This window comes from Phormidesmis priestleyi BC1401, from assembly GCF_001650195.1.
Lineage (GTDB): Bacteria > Cyanobacteriota > Cyanobacteriia > Leptolyngbyales > Leptolyngbyaceae > Phormidesmis_A > Phormidesmis_A priestleyi_B.
This window is the reverse complement of sequence record NZ_LXYR01000016.1, coordinates 44,274-60,396: the sequence shown is the minus strand read 5'-3', so window position 1 is coordinate 60,396 and position 16,123 is coordinate 44,274. Positions and strand designations below refer to the sequence as shown.

The 16,123-nt window shown below is 48.3% G+C and carries 22 protein-coding genes; 12 read left to right on the top strand and 10 right to left on the bottom strand.

Annotated features, from left to right (window positions below):
- Positions 1-174: 174 nt before the first annotated feature.
- Positions 175-588, top strand: coding sequence for a response regulator (locus A8707_RS11015; RefSeq protein ID WP_068816919.1), 414 nt, complete (start codon positions 175-177; stop codon positions 586-588).
- 15 nt (positions 589-603) lie between these two features.
- On the opposite strand, the gene A8707_RS11010 is transcribed toward A8707_RS11015, so the two are convergent.
- Positions 604-783: a hypothetical protein gene (locus tag A8707_RS11010; protein WP_068816917.1), complete on the bottom strand. Its 180-nt coding sequence runs from the start codon at positions 781-783 to the stop codon at positions 604-606.
- Positions 784-951: 168 nt separating this feature from the next.
- On the opposite strand from A8707_RS11010, the gene A8707_RS11005 reads away from it, so the two are divergent.
- Both A8707_RS11005 and A8707_RS29665 read left to right on the top strand, forming a co-directional pair.
- Positions 952-2,127: a class I SAM-dependent rRNA methyltransferase gene (locus tag A8707_RS11005; protein ID WP_068816975.1), complete on the top strand. Its 1,176-nt coding sequence runs from the start codon at positions 952-954 to the stop codon at positions 2,125-2,127.
- Positions 2,128-2,185: 58 nt separating this feature from the next.
- On the top strand, positions 2,186-3,166 hold the full coding sequence (locus A8707_RS29665; protein WP_231948019.1) for a peptidase U32 family protein: 981 nt from the start codon (positions 2,186-2,188) through the stop codon (positions 3,164-3,166).
- 140 nt (positions 3,167-3,306) lie between these two features.
- Here A8707_RS29665 and A8707_RS29660 read toward each other — a convergent pair whose 3' ends face one another.
- Positions 3,307-3,564 carry a hypothetical protein gene (locus tag A8707_RS29660; protein ID WP_231948018.1) on the bottom strand — a complete coding sequence of 86 codons (258 nt, stop codon included), beginning with the start codon at positions 3,562-3,564 and terminating at the stop codon, positions 3,307-3,309.
- Here A8707_RS29660 and A8707_RS29655 point away from each other — a divergent pair.
- The 4 genes from A8707_RS29655 (at position 3,451) to A8707_RS10985 (ending at position 6,714) form a co-directional block, all read left to right on the top strand.
- Positions 3,451-4,686 (top strand): U32 family peptidase, encoded by a 1,236-nt coding sequence (locus A8707_RS29655; RefSeq protein WP_231948021.1) that lies wholly within the window; start codon positions 3,451-3,453, stop codon positions 4,684-4,686. The genes A8707_RS29660 and A8707_RS29655 overlap by 114 nt on opposite strands.
- 11 nt (positions 4,687-4,697) lie before the next feature.
- A complete protein-coding gene (locus tag A8707_RS10995) occupies positions 4,698-5,489 on the top strand; it encodes a DUF6816 family protein (RefSeq protein ID WP_068816915.1) in 792 nt (263 codons plus the stop codon).
- A gap of 8 nt (positions 5,490-5,497) precedes the next feature.
- Entirely contained in the window at positions 5,498-6,091 is a 594-nt protein-coding gene (locus tag A8707_RS10990) for a Uma2 family endonuclease (protein ID WP_068816913.1), read from the top strand.
- A 308-nt stretch (positions 6,092-6,399) separates the two neighbouring features.
- Positions 6,400-6,714, top strand: a complete 315-nt coding sequence (locus A8707_RS10985; RefSeq protein ID WP_068816912.1) for a slr1957 family protein — start codon at positions 6,400-6,402, stop codon at positions 6,712-6,714.
- Positions 6,715-6,736: 22 nt separating this feature from the next.
- Here A8707_RS10985 and A8707_RS10980 read toward each other — a convergent pair whose 3' ends face one another.
- The gene (locus A8707_RS10980) at positions 6,737-7,183 is read right to left on the bottom strand and encodes a GNAT family N-acetyltransferase (protein WP_197484727.1); all 447 of its coding nucleotides are present in this window, start codon (positions 7,181-7,183) and stop codon (positions 6,737-6,739) included.
- Positions 7,184-7,335: 152 nt separating this feature from the next.
- Positions 7,336-7,719, bottom strand: a complete 384-nt coding sequence (locus A8707_RS10975; protein ID WP_068816908.1) for a hypothetical protein — start codon at positions 7,717-7,719, stop codon at positions 7,336-7,338.
- 202 nt (positions 7,720-7,921) lie between these two features.
- On the opposite strand from A8707_RS10975, the gene A8707_RS10970 reads away from it, so the two are divergent.
- Positions 7,922-8,584, top strand: a complete 663-nt coding sequence (locus tag A8707_RS10970) for an SDR family oxidoreductase (RefSeq protein WP_068816906.1) — start codon at positions 7,922-7,924, stop codon at positions 8,582-8,584.
- Positions 8,585-8,672: 88 nt separating this feature from the next.
- On the opposite strand, the gene A8707_RS10965 is transcribed toward A8707_RS10970, so the two are convergent.
- Entirely contained in the window at positions 8,673-9,122 is a 450-nt protein-coding gene (locus A8707_RS10965) for a hypothetical protein (protein ID WP_068816904.1), read from the bottom strand.
- 97 nt (positions 9,123-9,219) lie between these two features.
- Between A8707_RS10965 and petN the strand changes: the two genes are divergently transcribed.
- Positions 9,220-9,309 carry a cytochrome b6-f complex subunit PetN gene (petN, locus tag A8707_RS26825; protein WP_073069140.1) on the top strand — a complete coding sequence of 30 codons (90 nt, stop codon included), beginning with the start codon at positions 9,220-9,222 and terminating at the stop codon, positions 9,307-9,309.
- 18 nt (positions 9,310-9,327) lie between these two features.
- Complete coding sequence (locus tag A8707_RS30200) at positions 9,328-9,462, top strand: hypothetical protein (RefSeq protein WP_269452705.1); 135 nt, start codon at positions 9,328-9,330, stop codon at positions 9,460-9,462.
- 86 nt (positions 9,463-9,548) lie between these two features.
- On the opposite strand, the gene A8707_RS10960 is transcribed toward A8707_RS30200, so the two are convergent.
- From A8707_RS10960 to A8707_RS10955, 3 genes are all read right to left on the bottom strand, one after another.
- Positions 9,549-10,967: an ammonium transporter gene (locus tag A8707_RS10960; RefSeq protein ID WP_231948017.1), complete on the bottom strand. Its 1,419-nt coding sequence runs from the start codon at positions 10,965-10,967 to the stop codon at positions 9,549-9,551.
- 318 nt (positions 10,968-11,285) lie between these two features.
- Positions 11,286-11,825 carry an ammonium transporter gene (locus A8707_RS30465; protein WP_331711704.1) on the bottom strand — a complete coding sequence of 180 codons (540 nt, stop codon included), beginning with the start codon at positions 11,823-11,825 and terminating at the stop codon, positions 11,286-11,288.
- Entirely contained in the window at positions 11,822-12,886 is a 1,065-nt protein-coding gene (locus A8707_RS10955) for an ammonium transporter (protein ID WP_331711703.1), read from the bottom strand. Before A8707_RS10955 ends, A8707_RS30465 begins: the two co-directional genes overlap by 4 nt.
- Before the next feature lie 427 nt (positions 12,887-13,313).
- Here A8707_RS10955 and smpB point away from each other — a divergent pair, with 427 nt between their 5' ends.
- Complete coding sequence (gene smpB / locus A8707_RS10950) at positions 13,314-13,781, top strand: SsrA-binding protein SmpB (RefSeq protein WP_068816900.1); 468 nt, start codon at positions 13,314-13,316, stop codon at positions 13,779-13,781.
- A 159-nt stretch (positions 13,782-13,940) separates the two neighbouring features.
- On the opposite strand, the gene A8707_RS10945 is transcribed toward smpB, so the two are convergent.
- Positions 13,941-14,141, bottom strand: coding sequence for a chlorophyll a/b-binding protein (locus A8707_RS10945; protein ID WP_068816897.1), 201 nt, complete (start codon positions 14,139-14,141; stop codon positions 13,941-13,943).
- A gap of 633 nt (positions 14,142-14,774) precedes the next feature.
- Between A8707_RS10945 and A8707_RS10940 the strand changes: the two genes are divergently transcribed.
- Positions 14,775-15,101 carry an STAS domain-containing protein gene (locus A8707_RS10940; RefSeq protein WP_068816895.1) on the top strand — a complete coding sequence of 109 codons (327 nt, stop codon included), beginning with the start codon at positions 14,775-14,777 and terminating at the stop codon, positions 15,099-15,101.
- A gap of 118 nt (positions 15,102-15,219) precedes the next feature.
- On the opposite strand, the gene A8707_RS10935 is transcribed toward A8707_RS10940, so the two are convergent.
- A complete protein-coding gene (locus A8707_RS10935) occupies positions 15,220-16,074 on the bottom strand; it encodes an alpha/beta fold hydrolase (protein WP_068816893.1) in 855 nt (284 codons plus the stop codon).
- Positions 16,075-16,123 lie beyond the last annotated feature (49 nt).

Here is a 16,123-nt window from a genome sequence, read left to right as displayed (position 1 = left end):
GAGAAGGGTTGGGGAGGGCTTGCCCCACTTTGTGCAGAGGGCTGTCCAGTTCACGCAGGAGGTCTTTTGACAACCTGGGCAGTGCAAATCTCTCTACAGGATGAGAGGCTTGCACTGTCCGAAGTAGGATGATCTGACTAAGCGCCTGCGTCTAAAAACCGATAATAAGCTCTGATGAACTATTGGTCTCTCCAGAACAAAGCAACTCCTCGAATCCTTGTGGTTGATGATGTTGCCGATAACTCTTATCTAATGCAAGCACTTTTAGAAAGTGAAGGTTATCAGGTCGAAATCGCTGATAGCGGACGTGCGGCGATCGCTCAGATTAACCAGTCTCCTCCCGATCTCGTGTTGCTAGATGTCATGATGCCAGAAATGAACGGCTTTGAGGTGGCTCGGCAGATTCGTCAACATCACGATCGCTCAATTCTACCTATTTTTTTGGTGACAGGTCATGATCAGATTCAGCTATCAACGCTTGAGACGGTTGAAGTTAATGGGCTGATTCGCAAACCGATCGATTTTGAGGAAGTGCTAACAAAAGTAAAATCAGTGCTGCCTGTGCAAAGGTTAGTGCAGTGGGTCTAATAGGTCAGCCCAAATCTAGCTATACTTTTTGCGATTAAATCGCTTGAGATCTGTGAAAGCCTCTAAAACAACGTGATGTTCTTCAGGCGCGAGTTTGTTGAGCAAATCCTTCACCCAGTCTTCTTGCTGAATCTCTAAATAACCTTGCTGCACATCTTTTGAGAGCATCCGTGCTTCAGGTTGTGTCGTCGACATCGTGGTTGAGTGCATATCTTGGGAAGTGTCAGGATGCATAATCCACAGGTTGTAAAGAAAAAGTTAAAAACTTATCAATACTTTATCAGAAATTAACTCGATCGCGAACTACGATTGCGGCGATTTGCAGAATCTGTCACGATAGTTGCTCAACGCCCCTCGATCTCAATGGCAAAGCTCCGCGAAATTCATCTGCCCACGACTCTCAGAGACCATTTAGTGAGAGGGCATCCCTGGGTCTATCGAACTCACATTTCTAAAGATCTGCATCTGCCGTCAGGAAGCTGGGTGAAAGTGCGGTGTGCTGGCTGGACAGGCTATGGATTGTGGGATGACCAAGGCGCGATTGCGATTCGAATTTTCTCCGATCGTGATCTGCCAACCCCTCCCTGGTTTCGTCAGCAGGTTCAAGCCGCGTGGGAGTTACGATCGTCGCTCAGAGATCAAGGCTGCACCGCCTATCGGTGGCTGTTTGGTGAGGGCGATGGGCTGCCAGGGCTAACCGTTGATTTATATGGCGATTTTGCCGTCATTCAGACCTATATGCCAGGGGCAGAAGAATTATTAGATTGGCTAGTCAAGTCGCTCATTGAGATTAAATCCCTTAAGGGCATCGCGTTGAGAACGCAGCATTTGGGCGATCGTGCCGAGGGTGAAAGCAAAACTCAACTGCTGTGGGGCAAACCCTCTCCTAAAGCATTCGTCGTGCAAGAACATGGCTTGAAGTTTGAGGTGAATTTGCACACGGGACAAAAAACCGGACTGTTTCTGGATCATCGAGAAAATCGGCGGTTTGTCGAAGGGTTGAGTGGCGATCGAGACGTGCTCAACTGTTTTTCTTACACAGGAGCCTTTTCGCTCTATGCGCTGCGGGGCAATGCCCATCATGTTACCAGCGTCGATATCGGCAAAGGGTTAGCAGAGTCGGCGGCTAAAAATATTGCCCTTAACCACCTTGATCCAGAGCGACACACCTTTATTACTCAAGACTGCTTTGAGTTGCTAGACGGCTATGCTCAAGAAAAGCGATCGTTTGATTTGGTCATTCTCGACCCGCCCAGTTTTGCTAAGAGCAAGCAAAATCGCTATGCTGCCCTGCGCGGTTACACCAAGTTAAACGCGTTAGCGCTGCGATGCGTTGCCCCTAATGGACTTTTGGTGTCGGCGAGCTGCACGAGTCAAGTCAGTCCAGAAGCATTTAACGAAGTGTTAGCGGCAGCAGGTGCTTCAGCAGGGCGACGAGTTCAAATCATTCACGAAGCAGGACACGCGATCGACCATCCCGTTCCAGCACAATTTCCAGAAGGGCGATATCTCAAATTCGTGGTCGGACGGATTCGATAAACAATTTCACCGTTAACCTGCACACTATCATGAAGAAGCCGCCATCTTCTCAACGCTCATGCACGCTGCCGAAAACGACGTTTCTCAATCTCTGCAATGCCCCGAACTGCTTGCCCCGGCTGGACATTGGGACTGTGCTAAAGCGGCGATCGAGAACGGTGCTGACGCAATTTATTTTGGCTTAGAGCGATTTAACGCGCGAATGCGAGCGCAAAACTTCACCGGAGCTGATTTGCCGCAGTTGATGGAATTTCTGCATCGTCGCGGCGTGAAGGGCTATGTCACGCTCAACACGCTGGTTTTTCCGACCGAGTTGGCTGAGGCAGAACACTATCTTCGCACCATTATTGCGGCTGGAGTCGATGCGGCGATCGTTCAAGACATCGGCATCTGTCGGCTGATTCGTCACTTGTCGCCCGATTTCCCAATTCACGCCTCGACTCAAATGACCATCACCAGCGCTGCCGGGGTCGAATTTGCCAAAGCGATCGGGTGTCAGCTAGTGGTGCTGGCTCGTGAATGTTCGATGAAAGAAATTGACAAAATTCAGCGGCAGATTGCCGAGAAAAATGTCTCGCTGCCGCTAGAAGTGTTTGTGCATGGGGCGCTGTGCGTCGCCTATTCGGGGCAGTGTTTGACGAGTGAATCGCTGGGCGGTCGGTCTGCTAATCGCGGCGAGTGCGCCCAGGCGTGCCGAATGCCTTATGAATTGATTTCAGACGGTCAAGTAATCGATTTAGGTAATGCGAACGAACACGCTGGAGCGAACCGCAGATATCTGCTGAGTCCTCAAGATTTAGCAGGGCTAGACGTGCTGCCAGAACTCGTCAAAACCGGAGTCAGCAGCCTCAAGATCGAAGGGCGGCTAAAATCGCCTGAATATGTGGCAACCGTGACGCGAGTCTATCGAGAAGCGCTCGATCGTGTCATGTCCGATCTAGAATCCACCGCTCCAGGAGAAGACCGATATCGGCTTGAGATGGCTTCTCGCGAGGGCTACACACCGGGTGGTTTGAGGGTATCAACAACCAGGAATTAGTTCACGCTCGATTTGGCAAGAAGCGCGGCGTTTATCTCGGCGAAGTCACCCACATTCGCAACGAACAAATCACAGTACAATTACAAGCCCCTTTAAAGCCCGGTGATGGCGTTGTTTTCGATAGTGGACACCCTGAAGCGTCAGAAGAAGGCGGACGAATTTACACGATCGAGCATCACAAACAAGATGCAATTCTCGCGTTTGGACGTGGTGCGCTGAATTTTAAACGCATTCATCTCGGCGATCGCATCTGGAAGACGAGCGACCCAGATCTCGATCGACAAATTAGACAAACCTTCGCAGGAGACACGCCCCAGTTTCAGCGTCCCATTGATCTTGAGATTCATGGAGACGTTGGACAATCTCTGGTTGTGATTGGTCGCGATCGTATTGGTCATGTCGTGCAAGTCGAGTCTGAGATGCCGTTGGTTGAAGCGCACAACAGACCATTGACGAGCGATCGCCTACAAGAACAGTTAGGACGACTCGGCAACACTCCTTTTCGCTTAGAGAAGTTGACTAATCATCTCAATGGGTCGGCGATGCTGCCTGTGAGTGAGCTAAACCGCATTCGTCGAGAGATTGTCACTCAGCTAGAAACGTTACGGGCAGAGCCAAAGCGTTGGCAGATCAATTCGGATGCGACGCTTTCAGAGTTGCTGCCCAACGTTCCTCATCGCACGGTGTCGGCTCCCAGTCTTCTCGTCTTAGTCCGCAGTTTGAGTCAACTTCGAGCCGCGTTAGAAACCGATATTCAGACGCTTTACTGTGAGTTTGAAGATCCGCGTGCTTATAAACAAGCGGTGCAGATGGTGAGAGAGAGCGGAGACAAAAAGATTTGGGTTGCGCCGCCGCGAATTACAAAATCTGGAGAGAATTGGATTTTGCAACAGGTGCGCGATTCTCAAGCCAATGGCTATCTGGTGCGGAATTATGATCAGCTTCAGTTTTTTAAGTCCGATCGCTGCATCGGAGATTTTTCGCTCAACGTTGCCAATGCCCTGACCGCAGACTATCTAATTCAGACCTTTGGATTGGAACGAGTCACCGCGTCTTATGACTTGAATATCGCGCAACTGCAAGACTTATTAACGAGCGGTTCGCCTGATTGGTATGAAGTGACCATTCATCAGCATATGCCGATGTTTCACATGGAACACTGCGTTTTTTGCGCCTTCATGTCCGACGGAACCGACTACACCAACTGCGGGCGACCCTGCGAAAAGCATGAAGTGAAGTTGCGCGATCGCGTCGGCACCGAACACATTCTCACCGCCGATGCTGGATGCCGCAACACAGTTTTTAACGGCAAAGCCCAAACGGGCGCAGAATATTTGCAATCACTTGCAAAACTAGGCGTGAATCACTTTAGGATTGAATTTGTCAACGAATCTGCCGAACAGGTCAAACACACGATCGAATGCTATCAAAAGCTGTTAAACGGAGAAATCAACGGCTCTCAACTTTGGCGATCGTTAAACCTACAAAATCAATTAGGGGTGACACGCGGCACTTTTTAGAGACATCTTTAATGAAATTTATCTATCCCCTACTGCTTCTCGTTTGGCTATTTTGCAGTCCTCCTGCCCAAGCAGAAACCCTAGCAGAGCGAGTTGCCGCATTTCCCGATTGGCAAAGCAAACCCACTGCACAAGCTGCCGAAGGAGATTTAGCCTACCCGGATTGGTTAGCCGGAACTTGGCACGTCAAAAGTACCCTCGTTGATTTGGTAGCACCGTTTGCACCCGACATCATTACTCCAGGATTTGAGAGCAATCGCGAGTATCTTAATCAGCCTGTCGCGTTCGATGTGCGGTTCGTCCAGCAAAGCATTGCGTCTAACAATCCGATTCTGAGAGCGCTGAAATTGCCATCAAAATCCAGTCAGACAGAAATCGTTGCCGATCGTGCCTTTAACGGCTTGAATTTAGCAAAAGCCTATCTGGGCGATCGAGCCGTTCTTGCCGTCAAAGTCGATCCGAGTTCTCCCAATCGTCAGATTACGTTGCTGCACGGCGATCGTCAGTTGATCTCGATCATCAATTCAAGAGCAGTCGAAACTCCCGCCCCTGATCAATTCATCACGACCGAAATCTTTCAGCAAGTCTTTCGCGGTACGTCTCAGCCTTATCTTAATCAAGTCGAGACCACGACGGCTTATCAGAGAGGAGATACGATCGAGGCTGACCAAATCACGGCGGTTTATCTCTCTCCTCAAGACCCCAGTTATTTCAAAGTTGGAGAAACCCCTGTCGCCCTTTATCGCTATCGTCTAGACTTTCTGCCGATAGATGAGAGAAAATACGAGACCATAAAGCGTTAGGAGTTGAAATGCAAGCTCAAGAGCAACGCTACTACACGCCTGAAGAATATTTAGACCTCGAAATTAACTCAGAAGAACGTCATGAATACATCAACGGTAAGATCATTCTAAGGACAGGCGGCACACCTAATCACAATACAGTTGCACTCAACCTCAGTGCTGCTCTAAACGTTGCTCTCAAGCGCCAGCCTTACGAAGTGTTTATCACCGATCAGCGTCTCTGGATTCCTGAAAAACGAATTCACACCTATCCTGATGTGATGGTGATGGCTCAACCGATCGAGTATTCAGAAGGACGAAGAGACACATTAATCAATCCAGTGGCGATCGCAGAAGTGCTATCGAAGTCTACAAAAAACTACGACAAAGACGAAAAGTTTGCTGCCTATCGCACGATTACAAGTTTTCAAGAATATGTCCTGATTGATCAATACACCCTGCACGTTGAGCAATATTGCAGAACTGACTTCAAGAAATGGACGTTTCTAGAATACGATCTTGAAGATGACACGCTAGAATTTGCCTCCGTTCCGTTTCAAGTCGGGTTAACAGATCTTTACGATAAAGTCGATTTTGCAACAGAAGAATCCGCAGAACCGTAACGCAGTGAAACAGCACGTTACAGAAGATTTCACAGAAGGGTAAGAAAGTAAACTTTATTGTCTTTGGCACCCATCACAGAGTTAGCTCTGCTATCGTCAGTGGAATAGCGGTATCGAATTTGGCATTTTCATTGGTTCACGAACGTATTGAAGAATGCGAGACTTTCTGAGTCACTAGCGACTCTCTCACATTCAAAGCAACCTCTCTAAATATTTCAACTATCAAAAAAGTTTTAGCCTTCTCGCTTAGTTCCTGCAAGCGACCTGAATTTTAGTCTTCCGAACCTACTACTTCTTTCAATTTAGATATGAATCATTATTGCGAACAATGGATTTCTGACTGGTGCCAAGACAACGGATGGACAGACTGGTTTCGAGAGCGATCGGGCTATTGGGCATTTCCTCCCAATGCAGTCATGCCCGTGCCGATTCCAACTCAAGTGTTAAGAGCCATCAAAGCCGAACGAGGACTCACCGTTAGCGAACGAGTCTGGGGTCTATCCGCCGTGGTTAGCACGATCGTCGCTGCCGCTTCGGGCTATTTCTTCGAGTCACCGATGCCGATCGTTTTAGCATTTGCCTTTTGTGCAGTTGTGGTTGCTCGGATGGAAGACGACGATTAACGCAAAATCAATATTGTCATATTTATATTTCTCTCCACTCACGCCGCAGGACGCTATAGATACAGTCGTCCCAGAGTTCTCCATCTAATTCATGGTGTTCTCGCAATACTCCATCTTGATGGAAATTTAGTTTCTCAAGTAGCCTGATCGATGCAGTGTTAAATGCAGCGGTTTGACAATATAACTTATTTAGGGTTGTTGTTGAAAACAGATGAGTGATGGCTGTGAGCAGCATTTTTGTACCGATTCCTCGTCGTCTAAATTTGGAATTGACCGAGTAGCCAAACTCAGCAGATTGATTACGAGCGTTGATATCAAAATATTCAAACCGTCCGACCAGTTCATCAATTCCATCCATCCCGAATGAAAACGTGACAACCTCATTGCTTCGAGGAACTCGCTTACCGTTGAGGATCGGGCGACAGGTTCGCTCCTCAAGGCGGCTAAACTGGCTCTCTGCTGCAAGCATATAATTATGCTCATCGGATGCTAGTTCAAAATGCATAACTGTCACAGATCTCTCAAACAGTTGCCCTACTAATTGCTTTCGACCAGCATAACGCTGACCGATCAATTGCGAACGGATATCACCACCCGTAACGCAAGCGGCATAAGTTGGGTTTAACCATCGTCGATCGTGGTTGCCGAGACCTCAACCGCATCGACATCGATCGTACCCGCCAGCGTCATTCGCTTAAAGTGTCCGTGTTCGACCTGCAAGGCTTCTCCGCAGTTAGGGCACTGAATCGCCGCCCCATTAAAGCCCGTAGATTCATGACTGCAAACCGGACAAGCATCCTGCACGACATTTTTTCGCAACCACCAGCGAAAACCCAAAAACGCCACGATCGGAGCAAGCATCAGCAGTGCCAGCAGCACAAAAAACGACTTGACTAACCAGCCCAGCCCCAGCGCCGCCAATAACCACGCAAACCCAATAATGGTTAAAATGCGCCCAAAGCCAGTAATACTTAATTGAAGATTGTTGAGGCTGTTCTGGTTCACAGCAAACTCCTATAAACTCAAAGTCACGATCGGTCTTCCTTAATCTAACCAGAGACAATCAATTTTAGTAGACGGCTTTCTCTACCTAGATCAGGTTTGATTTCCGATCTAGATGCCCTGTTGATTAAGAATAAGTGATCTCGCGAGTTTGCTGACCACTCTCCGCAAAAGTTTAATAACCACTAATCCCAGAAACCCAACTATGTCACACGTTTTTTTAGCCGGAGCCAGTCAGGGGGTTGGACGAGAAATTCTCAACGGGCTGCTGGCTCAAAATCACACCGTCAAAGCCTTTGTGAGATCAGAATCGGTAGCGGCTGAATTGCAGACAATGGGCGTTGAAACGGCGATCGGAGATGCCTTAAATCCTGAACAAATTACTCAAGCGATGTCAGGAAGCCCGATCGACCTCGTGATTAGCACGATCGGAGGCAAGCCCCAAGACGGAGAGCGCTCCGACTACAAAGGCAACCAAAATTTGATTGATGCTGCCGTCAAAGCGGGCGTGAAGCGATTTATTTTAATCACCTCGATCGGCAGTGGCGAGAGTGCAGCGGCTCTTCCTCCTCAGGCGTTTGCAGCGTTAAAAGACGTATTGGCAGAAAAAGAAAAAGCCGAACAGCATCTAATCGCCAGTGGCTTAACCTACACCATTATTCGACCCGGCGGACTGAAATCTGAACCCGCGACTGGAAATGGTGTCCTCACCGAAGATCCCAAAATTGCCGGAAGCATTCACCGGGCAGACGTGGCTCAACTGGTTTGCCGTTGTGTGAATAGCGATCGGGCGAACGATAAAACTCTCTCAGCGCTCGATCGTGCTATGACCTATAGCCCTGCCCCCTTTGAGGAATTCACTCCTTAAAGGGCAAAGTTGAGCCATCTCAGACAATCTTTTTCTCTGTCCTTTACGATATGGGACTATCAAAAGCTTGAGCTAGACCACAATCTGCTCAAGACTTGAAGGGTCTGACCCAGCCATTGCTCATCGTTCGATCGAGCACCACACGCGCGATCGCAAACAGCAAAATACTCTCTAGTGCCATCACCACAAATGGCAACAAAACGCCCTGCGTCATCACACCCACATCAATCTGCGCCAACCCGCGCACCAGCCCAAACGCCAAAACTACACCCGATTTGAGATGTGAGTTTTGGTCTTGCCGAATTACATAGCGGTAGGTGATGCCAAACAACACGCCTGCAATCACCGCGATCGCGCCACTCACTAAAAAACTAATCCCATCTGCCGTTTGCAGACTTGACAACGGCTCAAACCGAGTTGCCAAAATTAGGCGATTGATCAAAGATGCACCCGTGAACGCGATCGCCACCGCTAGCGATGCTACTACTCCCGCCTTGATTGACTCAATTCGCTCTACAAACGTCATGTCTGAATTCATGCTGCGCGGACGATTCTCAAACCCAAGGTAAAGCTATCACGCCTTTGAATTATGATAGTGATTAGCATCCTTTCGTAATGTTTTTACTATCGAAGCTATGGATATTTTGACTTTGGGTTGGGTTTCAATGCTGGCTGTGTTTACATTCTCAATTTCAATGGTCATCTGGGGTCGCAACGGCTTCTAATTACCGTGTGGGGGCATTGTGGAATCGACAGAATTTAGCGTTCTCGTGATTGTTGCGTTTGTGTTGCTAATCAGCGTCACAGGGGGAATTGCCTACCTGACCTTAAATGATTGGCGCGATCGCCGACGACAAGAAAAAGCAAGAGGCAAATAACCTCTTTAAAATCATCAAAGGCTCCCGATTTCAACGAATTGGGAGCCTTTGATTTTAATCATTCACCTTCTCGAAAACCAGACTTTTTAAGATTCGCTACGAGTCAAACCAAAGCCAGAAGAGAATTCCTCGCCATAGCCTTCCTCGCCGTGTTCACTGATATCAACACCCTGCAACTCAACATCAGGATTCACTCGCAGCCCGATCGTGGCATCGAGAGCCTTGAGAATCACAAACGTGCCGATTCCTGCAATAGCGTAGGTAATCACGATCGCAATTAGCTGAGTCCCCAGTTGACCCGGATTGCCATAAAACAACCCATCGCCGCCCGCAGAGTTAACCGCCTTGGTTGCAAAAAGTCCAGTCAAAATTGCGCCTACTGTTCCGCCAACCCCGTGAATTGGGAAGGTGTCGAGAGAGTCGTCAAACTGGATTTTTGCCTTAAAGCTAACTGCAAAGAAACAAGCCGTTGCCGTGATCGCACCAATCAAAATTGCGGCAACGGGGGTTACAAACCCTGCGGCAGGCGTAATGCCCACTAGCCCTGCAACCGCACCTGTCGCGATGCCAACTGCTGTAGGTTTGCCTCGCAGCACCCATTCTAAAATCACCCACACGAGCGCTGCTGCCGCCGCCGCCGTGTTAGTCGCCACAAACGCCACCGTTGCCAATGCGCCAGAAGCCAGTGCGCTTCCTCCATTAAAGCCAAACCAGCCAAACCACAGCAAGCCTGCACCCAGCAAAATGAAGGGGACGTTGTGCGGTGCAGCAGGTTGATCCGGATAGGTTTTGCGAGGACCAATCACCCAAGCCGCTACCAATGCCGACACACCCGAACTGATGTGTACGACCGTTCCGCCTGCAAAGTCGAGGGCATTTATGCCGCCATACAAGCCGAGGAAGCCGCCTTTTGCCCAAACCATGTGAGCAAAAATCGGGTAAAGAATGCTCGACCAAAGCACAATAAACCAGAAGTAAGCCTTGAAGCTAACGCGCTCGACGATCGCCCCAGAAATCAGCGCTGGGGTGATGATGGCAAACATCGCCTGATAAATCATGAATGTTTGGTGAGGAATCGTCGCCGCATAAGACACGACTGCATCGGGTGGAGTACCTTTCAGGTAGTCAGTGGTTTCTAGCCCGACCCCATTTAAGAACAACCACTGCAAGCCCCCAATGAACGGAGTTCCGGGTGCAAACGCGAGGCTATAGCCCCACAAGATCCACGAAGTGCCCACAATGCCCATGAGAATGAAGCTCATCATCATGGTGTTGAGGACGTTGCGCGTTCTGACAAAGCCACCATAGAAAAAGGCAAGCCCAGGAGTCATCAACAGCACGAGGGCTGCCGAGATCAGCATGAATCCCGTGTCTCCCGAAACTTGAGCCGCTGCTGCCGCATCTGTCGCTGCTTTGATCGGATCGTCAGCAGCCAAGGCACTTGAAATTAAAGGACCATTCAGCAGTGCTAACGCTGCCAGCCCCGTCATTAAGATTTTATTCAACACTAGACTTTCAACCTTCAACGCCAAGAACTCTAATTCGGCAATAGACCGAACTTAATTGATATGATTGAATTCCACAGCTTTACACCACTTAATTCTGTATAGCTAAATACTTTTTCATTTTTATCAACCGACTGTTACCTTTTTTACACCTCTTTAGAAAAGAGTTTATTGAAAGAATCGTTGGGTCACTTAGTCAAATGAATTTCGCTCAAACAACGACGGAAGGGGAGTATAAGTCGTCGAACCATACTCCCCTTTCTGACTTGATGAGCCAAAAATCTGCTCTTTTCAATTCTCCTCAGGCTTAGGAATCTCTTATGGGTAAGGATTTGTCACATTTGAGATGTCGCCAGACGAAACATTCGCTCGGCTCGAAGACATTCCTGACGTATCTTTCGCGAAGCCTGCGTATGCCTCCATCCCGTGTTCGCCAATGTCCAACCCTTCAAACTCCTCCTCAGCGCTGACACGAATGCCCAAAGTCGCCTTGAGCGCAAACCAGAAAATGCTAGATAGCAAAACGGTAGCCCCGCCCACAGAAATGGTTCCTAAAAACTGTATCCAAAGCTGACCGATGCCGCCCCCGAACAACAGTCCGGCGGCGGGTGCAGGTGCCGCCCCAAACTGTCCAGCTTGACTAAACAAACCAAGCGCTAACGTGCCCCAAACGCCATTAACCAAGTGAACAGAAACCGCACCAACCGGATCGTCAATGTGCAGCTTGTCAAAAAAGCCCACGGCAAACCCAACTAAGATGCCCCCGATCGTGCCAATAATCGCTGCCGAAGTGACACTGACAAACGCACAAGGAGCCGTCACTGCAACCAATCCTGCCAATAGACCATTGATAATCATTGAGAGGTCAGGGAGAGGTCAGGCTTGCCCAAAACCACCCAGGCAGTGATGGTGGCTGCAAGTGCCCCAAATGCCCCAGCAGTGTTGGTCGTCAACGCAATGTGAGCAATCAGTGAGCCATTGCCTACACCCATCGTCGAGCCGGGGTTAAAGCCAAACCAGCCTAGCCACAGAATCAGCGCTCCTAGAGTGGCAATGCTCATGTTGTGAGCAGGCAACGCATTTGCAGAGCCATCTGCGTTGTACTTGCCGATTCTGGGTCCAAGAAAGGCGGCTCCCATCAAGGCAGCCCAGCCGCCAACTGCGTGAACGACCGTCGAGCCAGCAAAGTCATAAAAGCCTAAACCTGCCAGCCAGCCGCCGCCCCAAATCCAGTGCCCGGTGATGGGGTAAGCGATTCCGACCAGCAGCAGGCTGAAGATCAAAAAGTCAAGAAATTTGATGCGCTCTGCCACTGCGCCCGACACGATCGTGGCGGCTGTTCCAGCAAATACGAGTTGGAAGAAGAATTTTGCGCCGAGCGGAACGCCCGTCCAGTTCAGCGCTGAGAAAATGCCCTGATAGGCATCTCCGATCGCGGGGCTGTTGTCTGCACCCGACAGGAAAAATCCGCCGCTGGCACCCAAAAAGCTATTGCTGTTGCTGAACATGATTCCAAAGCCGATCGCCCAAAATGCCACGGTTGAGAGCGCGAAGACGACTAGGTTTTTCGTCAGTACGTTGACTGCGTTTTTCTGGCGACACATGCCCGTTTCGAGCTTACAAAATCCAGCATTCATGAAAAACACCAGCATGGCGGCGATCATCACCCACATGGTGTCAATGCCGACTTTCAGTTCGGCAGTTGCCTGAGAAATACTTTCTAGCGTCGGCGGGGTTTGGGTCATTCCGGCGTAGCTCCACCCCAGCACGATCGTCAGTGCAATGGGAATGCAGGCTTGCCAGCTTGGAGTCAACCGTTTGGCATACCAGCTTGGAGAGAACCATTTAGAAAATCGACCGAATGACTGACGTTGCCGTGGGACAGGCTGAACTTTTTCGAGCATTGCTCGGTGCATCATGACAAGCTTTTCTGGGTGAGTGAACAGACGAACCTAGTAACAAAGAGGGGACAGTTCCACCTAAGACACTAGGGCGTACATAAAAACAAAGACATAAATGAGGGTCTTCAAGTTACTTCCAAAGAATTCAATTTTTAGATGAAGTTCTTTAGAATTAATCAAATAGTGAATGACTTAAAGGTTCTAAATTGTCTTAATTGCTACAGTCTGTGGGTCTTTAGAATTACGATTTGTGAGGACTAAGCATTGACTTTTCTCAATTGTTTAAGAAGCTACGATCGTGCTGAGTTATCAAATCTAGAAATGGGTTGACAAAACCGCTTTTGATAGTAAACTTGTACTAATCCTTGATTCATCACTCTTTAGAGAATGCTCCTACTGACCTCCAGGGGCATTTTTTTTTGATTTGACGGTTTAAACTGAGAGCATGAGTGAAAAGAGCGAAAGTTTCAAAATTGTTAGCGACAACCGTCAAGCTCGGTTCCAGTATGAGATTCTGGAAACCTATGAAGCTGGGATTGAGCTAGTTGGGACCGAAGTCAAATCGATTCGGGAAGGGAAAGTCAACCTCAGAGATGGCTTTGCCCTAATTCGTGATGGGGAAGCGCTGCTGTTGAATGTGCATATTTCTCCGCACCGAACTGCCAGCCAATTTTTTAACCACGATCCTCGTCGCACTCGTAAGCTCTTACTTCACCGAGAGGAAATCCGTAAGCTGCTGGGCAGAGTAGAGCAGCAAGGCTTAACGCTCGTGCCTCTCAAGATGATTATGAAGCGGGGTTGGGTGAAGGTCGATATCGGTTTGGCGCGGGGTAAAAAACTTTATGACAAGCGAGAAGACATCAAAAAGCGTGACGACCAGCGAGATATGCAGCGAGCGTTGAAAAACTACTAAAACAGTTCGCTTAGGTCAGTTCGATCGTCTAAATTCTGGCATTGCTGAATCAGCTACAAAACTCCAAAAAGGGATGACTTGTCCGAGACCGATCATCCTTATTTTTCTTACTTAATGTGAATGGCTGAAAAGCGCTCGATCGCCCGACCTGCGAAGCGCTTATTTGATTAGATGCAGCAAGTCGCGCAGCACGCTAAAGCCAGCTAGATCCCAAACCAGGTATGCCAGAAAGCCAAGCATGGCAAGTCGTCCGTTCCACAACTCGGCTTGAGGAGTCCAGCCGAACAGAAACGCATTGCGGTCTTTGCCGTTGTATTCAGTGGAGACAGGAGGTAAATCAGTACCAGAAGGAGTTTGCATTGTTAAGTTCCTAAAACTCTTTACACTATTAATGCTAGGCACTTTTTTCAGAGTTGCTGTCTATCTACAGAGGCAATCTTGATCCAGTTCTTAGGAGGAGAGAATCGCCAACTCTAAGTTTTAGATGGGTTGACTTCTCCTAACAACATCTATTGACTTCGTGAGGTTAAATGTCAAAGAAAGAAAAGGTAATTTGGAACACAAACTGTTAGAAAGTGTTAGTTTCAGCGATCGCTGTGAGTGCCTTTTAATGCTGTCAGAAAAATCGTCGTTTTTGTAGAGAGAATGAGCAACCAGGAAAAGTCAGACTTAGCCCCTACCAGAACGATATAAGCATTAGATAAGCCCTCACCTATATAAGTATCTTTATACACCAAAAGATTTCTTTCTCTAGATAGATGAGTTAACTAAAAAAATCAGCTTATTGTTCAGAGTGCTAAAAAACATCAATTCGAGAGTAAATCTATTGACATTTTGTTAGCTACTTATCAAACTTTTATTTTGAAGTCTGCCAATATTCTAATAACACTTTCAATCACCCATTTCGTACTTTGTAGCTTTAGATCTGCTATTAATGGATGAGCAGAATGTTTAGTTTCGTGAAGATAAACTTAGTAAATCAGGTGGTAGTGTATGGACTTCTTAACAAAAACTGTCAAATTTCCTGCCTCGATCGACGATGACGCGATCGCTCAGTTCCACCATCAAACCGATTTAGCATTGCAGTCTGATGTCGATGTCTTGCTAATTGACTTCGCAACCGTAGAGTCTACGAGCAGCCACGGGTTGATGGCTTTGGTGACGGCTTATAAGCGAGTTCGTGAGGCAAATAAGCGGCTCTTTCTCCGCTCAGTGAGTGAGCAAGTCAGAATGCTGTTAGAGCTGACTGGAATGGATGAGGTTTTTGAAGTTCTCACAGAGTCTGAGGACATAAACAGTCCTGCTCTCGTCGCCGTATAGCAGAGTTGATAAACTGTTGAAGCCCATCTCCCACAGTTCTTGGTTAGAAAACCGTGGGAGACAGTCTTTGGGTTACAAAGATTACTTGTTTCAGAAGGTCGATGTGAGTCGCCGCAATCTATTTGGGTAAAAACTCGCGGATGTATTGATTGACAAGCTGCGGCTGCTCTTGCTGCACCCAATGACTGCAATGAGGAATATATTTGATCTGAAAGTCTCGCACATAGGCTTCTGTGCCATAGGTCAACTCTTTACCCAAAGCGGTGTCACTCTCACCCCAAATCATCAGAGTCGGAACGTCTAATACGCTCCAGTCTTGGCTTGTGAGTCCTTGCTGAAAGATATTGCGGTAATAGTTGAGAGCAGCCGTCACTGCGCCGCGCTTAGCAAACGCATCTTTATAGGCATCTAGGTCTTCTTGAGTGAAAGCAGTTTTGTTGACCGCCATTCCCAAAAATGCCGATTCTAGCGCTTTATAGTCATCGAACTGAATCAGCATTTCTGGCACAAACGGAAGCTGAAACAAGAACATATAGGAACTGCGAAGAAGCTGCTGAGGAGTGCGAAGCCCTTGGGCAAATTTGGCAGGGTGAGGCAGATTGAGAATAATCAGTTTTTCGACCAGGTTGGGATAGGCATAGGCGAAATTCCAGGCGATCGCGCCTCCCCAATCGTGTCCCACTAGAATGCAGCGATCGTAGCCCAATCCTTCAATTACGCCCTTGACATCGGCGATAAACTCGGTCATCACATAGGCTTCTTTGTCGTCAGGTTTGTCGCTGTCGTTATAGCCACGCAGGTCGATTGCCACCACTTTGTGATCTTTGGCAAATTCGGGAATCTGCTTGCGCCAGGAATACCAAAATTCAGGAAATCCGTGCAGCATCAGCATTAGAGGACCTTCACCTTGAGTCACATAGTGTAGGTTGATGCCGTTGGTGTGAATGCAGTCATGTTGCCAAGTTTCGAGCATGAGGGATGAGTGATAAGGGTTAGTTGAAGTTTAGCGACTAATCCCGATC

What these genes read in the sequence shown, in the direction of transcription:
- A8707_RS11015 (WP_068816919.1), top strand. Translation starts at nt 175, where the DNA reads ATGAACTATTGGTCTCTCCAGAACAAAGCAACTCCTCGAATCCTTGTG.
- A8707_RS11010 (WP_068816917.1), bottom strand. Translation starts at nt 783, where the DNA reads ATGTCGACGACACAACCTGAAGCACGGATGCTCTCAAAAGATGTGCAG.
- A8707_RS11005 (WP_068816975.1), top strand. Translation starts at nt 952, where the DNA reads ATGGCAAAGCTCCGCGAAATTCATCTGCCCACGACTCTCAGAGACCAT.
- A8707_RS29665 (WP_231948019.1), top strand. Translation starts at nt 2,186, where the DNA reads ATGCACGCTGCCGAAAACGACGTTTCTCAATCTCTGCAATGCCCCGAA.
- A8707_RS29660 (WP_231948018.1), bottom strand. Translation starts at nt 3,564, where the DNA reads ATGACCAATACGATCGCGACCAATCACAACCAGAGATTGTCCAACGTC.
- A8707_RS10995 (WP_068816915.1), top strand. Translation starts at nt 4,698, where the DNA reads ATGAAATTTATCTATCCCCTACTGCTTCTCGTTTGGCTATTTTGCAGT.
- A8707_RS10990 (WP_068816913.1), top strand. Translation starts at nt 5,498, where the DNA reads ATGCAAGCTCAAGAGCAACGCTACTACACGCCTGAAGAATATTTAGAC.
- A8707_RS10985 (WP_068816912.1), top strand. Translation starts at nt 6,400, where the DNA reads ATGAATCATTATTGCGAACAATGGATTTCTGACTGGTGCCAAGACAAC.
- A8707_RS10980 (WP_197484727.1), bottom strand. Translation starts at nt 7,183, where the DNA reads ATGCTTGCAGCAGAGAGCCAGTTTAGCCGCCTTGAGGAGCGAACCTGT.
- A8707_RS10970 (WP_068816906.1), top strand. Translation starts at nt 7,922, where the DNA reads ATGTCACACGTTTTTTTAGCCGGAGCCAGTCAGGGGGTTGGACGAGAA.
- A8707_RS10965 (WP_068816904.1), bottom strand. Translation starts at nt 9,122, where the DNA reads ATGAATTCAGACATGACGTTTGTAGAGCGAATTGAGTCAATCAAGGCG.
- petN (WP_073069140.1), top strand. Translation starts at nt 9,220, where the DNA reads ATGGATATTTTGACTTTGGGTTGGGTTTCAATGCTGGCTGTGTTTACA.
- A8707_RS30465 (WP_331711704.1), bottom strand. Translation starts at nt 11,825, where the DNA reads ATGATTATCAATGGTCTATTGGCAGGATTGGTTGCAGTGACGGCTCCT.
- A8707_RS10955 (WP_331711703.1), bottom strand. Translation starts at nt 12,886, where the DNA reads ATGATGCACCGAGCAATGCTCGAAAAAGTTCAGCCTGTCCCACGGCAA.
- smpB (WP_068816900.1), top strand. Translation starts at nt 13,314, where the DNA reads ATGAGTGAAAAGAGCGAAAGTTTCAAAATTGTTAGCGACAACCGTCAA.
- A8707_RS10945 (WP_068816897.1), bottom strand. Translation starts at nt 14,141, where the DNA reads ATGCAAACTCCTTCTGGTACTGATTTACCTCCTGTCTCCACTGAATAC.
- A8707_RS10940 (WP_068816895.1), top strand. Translation starts at nt 14,775, where the DNA reads ATGGACTTCTTAACAAAAACTGTCAAATTTCCTGCCTCGATCGACGAT.
- A8707_RS10935 (WP_068816893.1), bottom strand. Translation starts at nt 16,074, where the DNA reads ATGCTCGAAACTTGGCAACATGACTGCATTCACACCAACGGCATCAAC.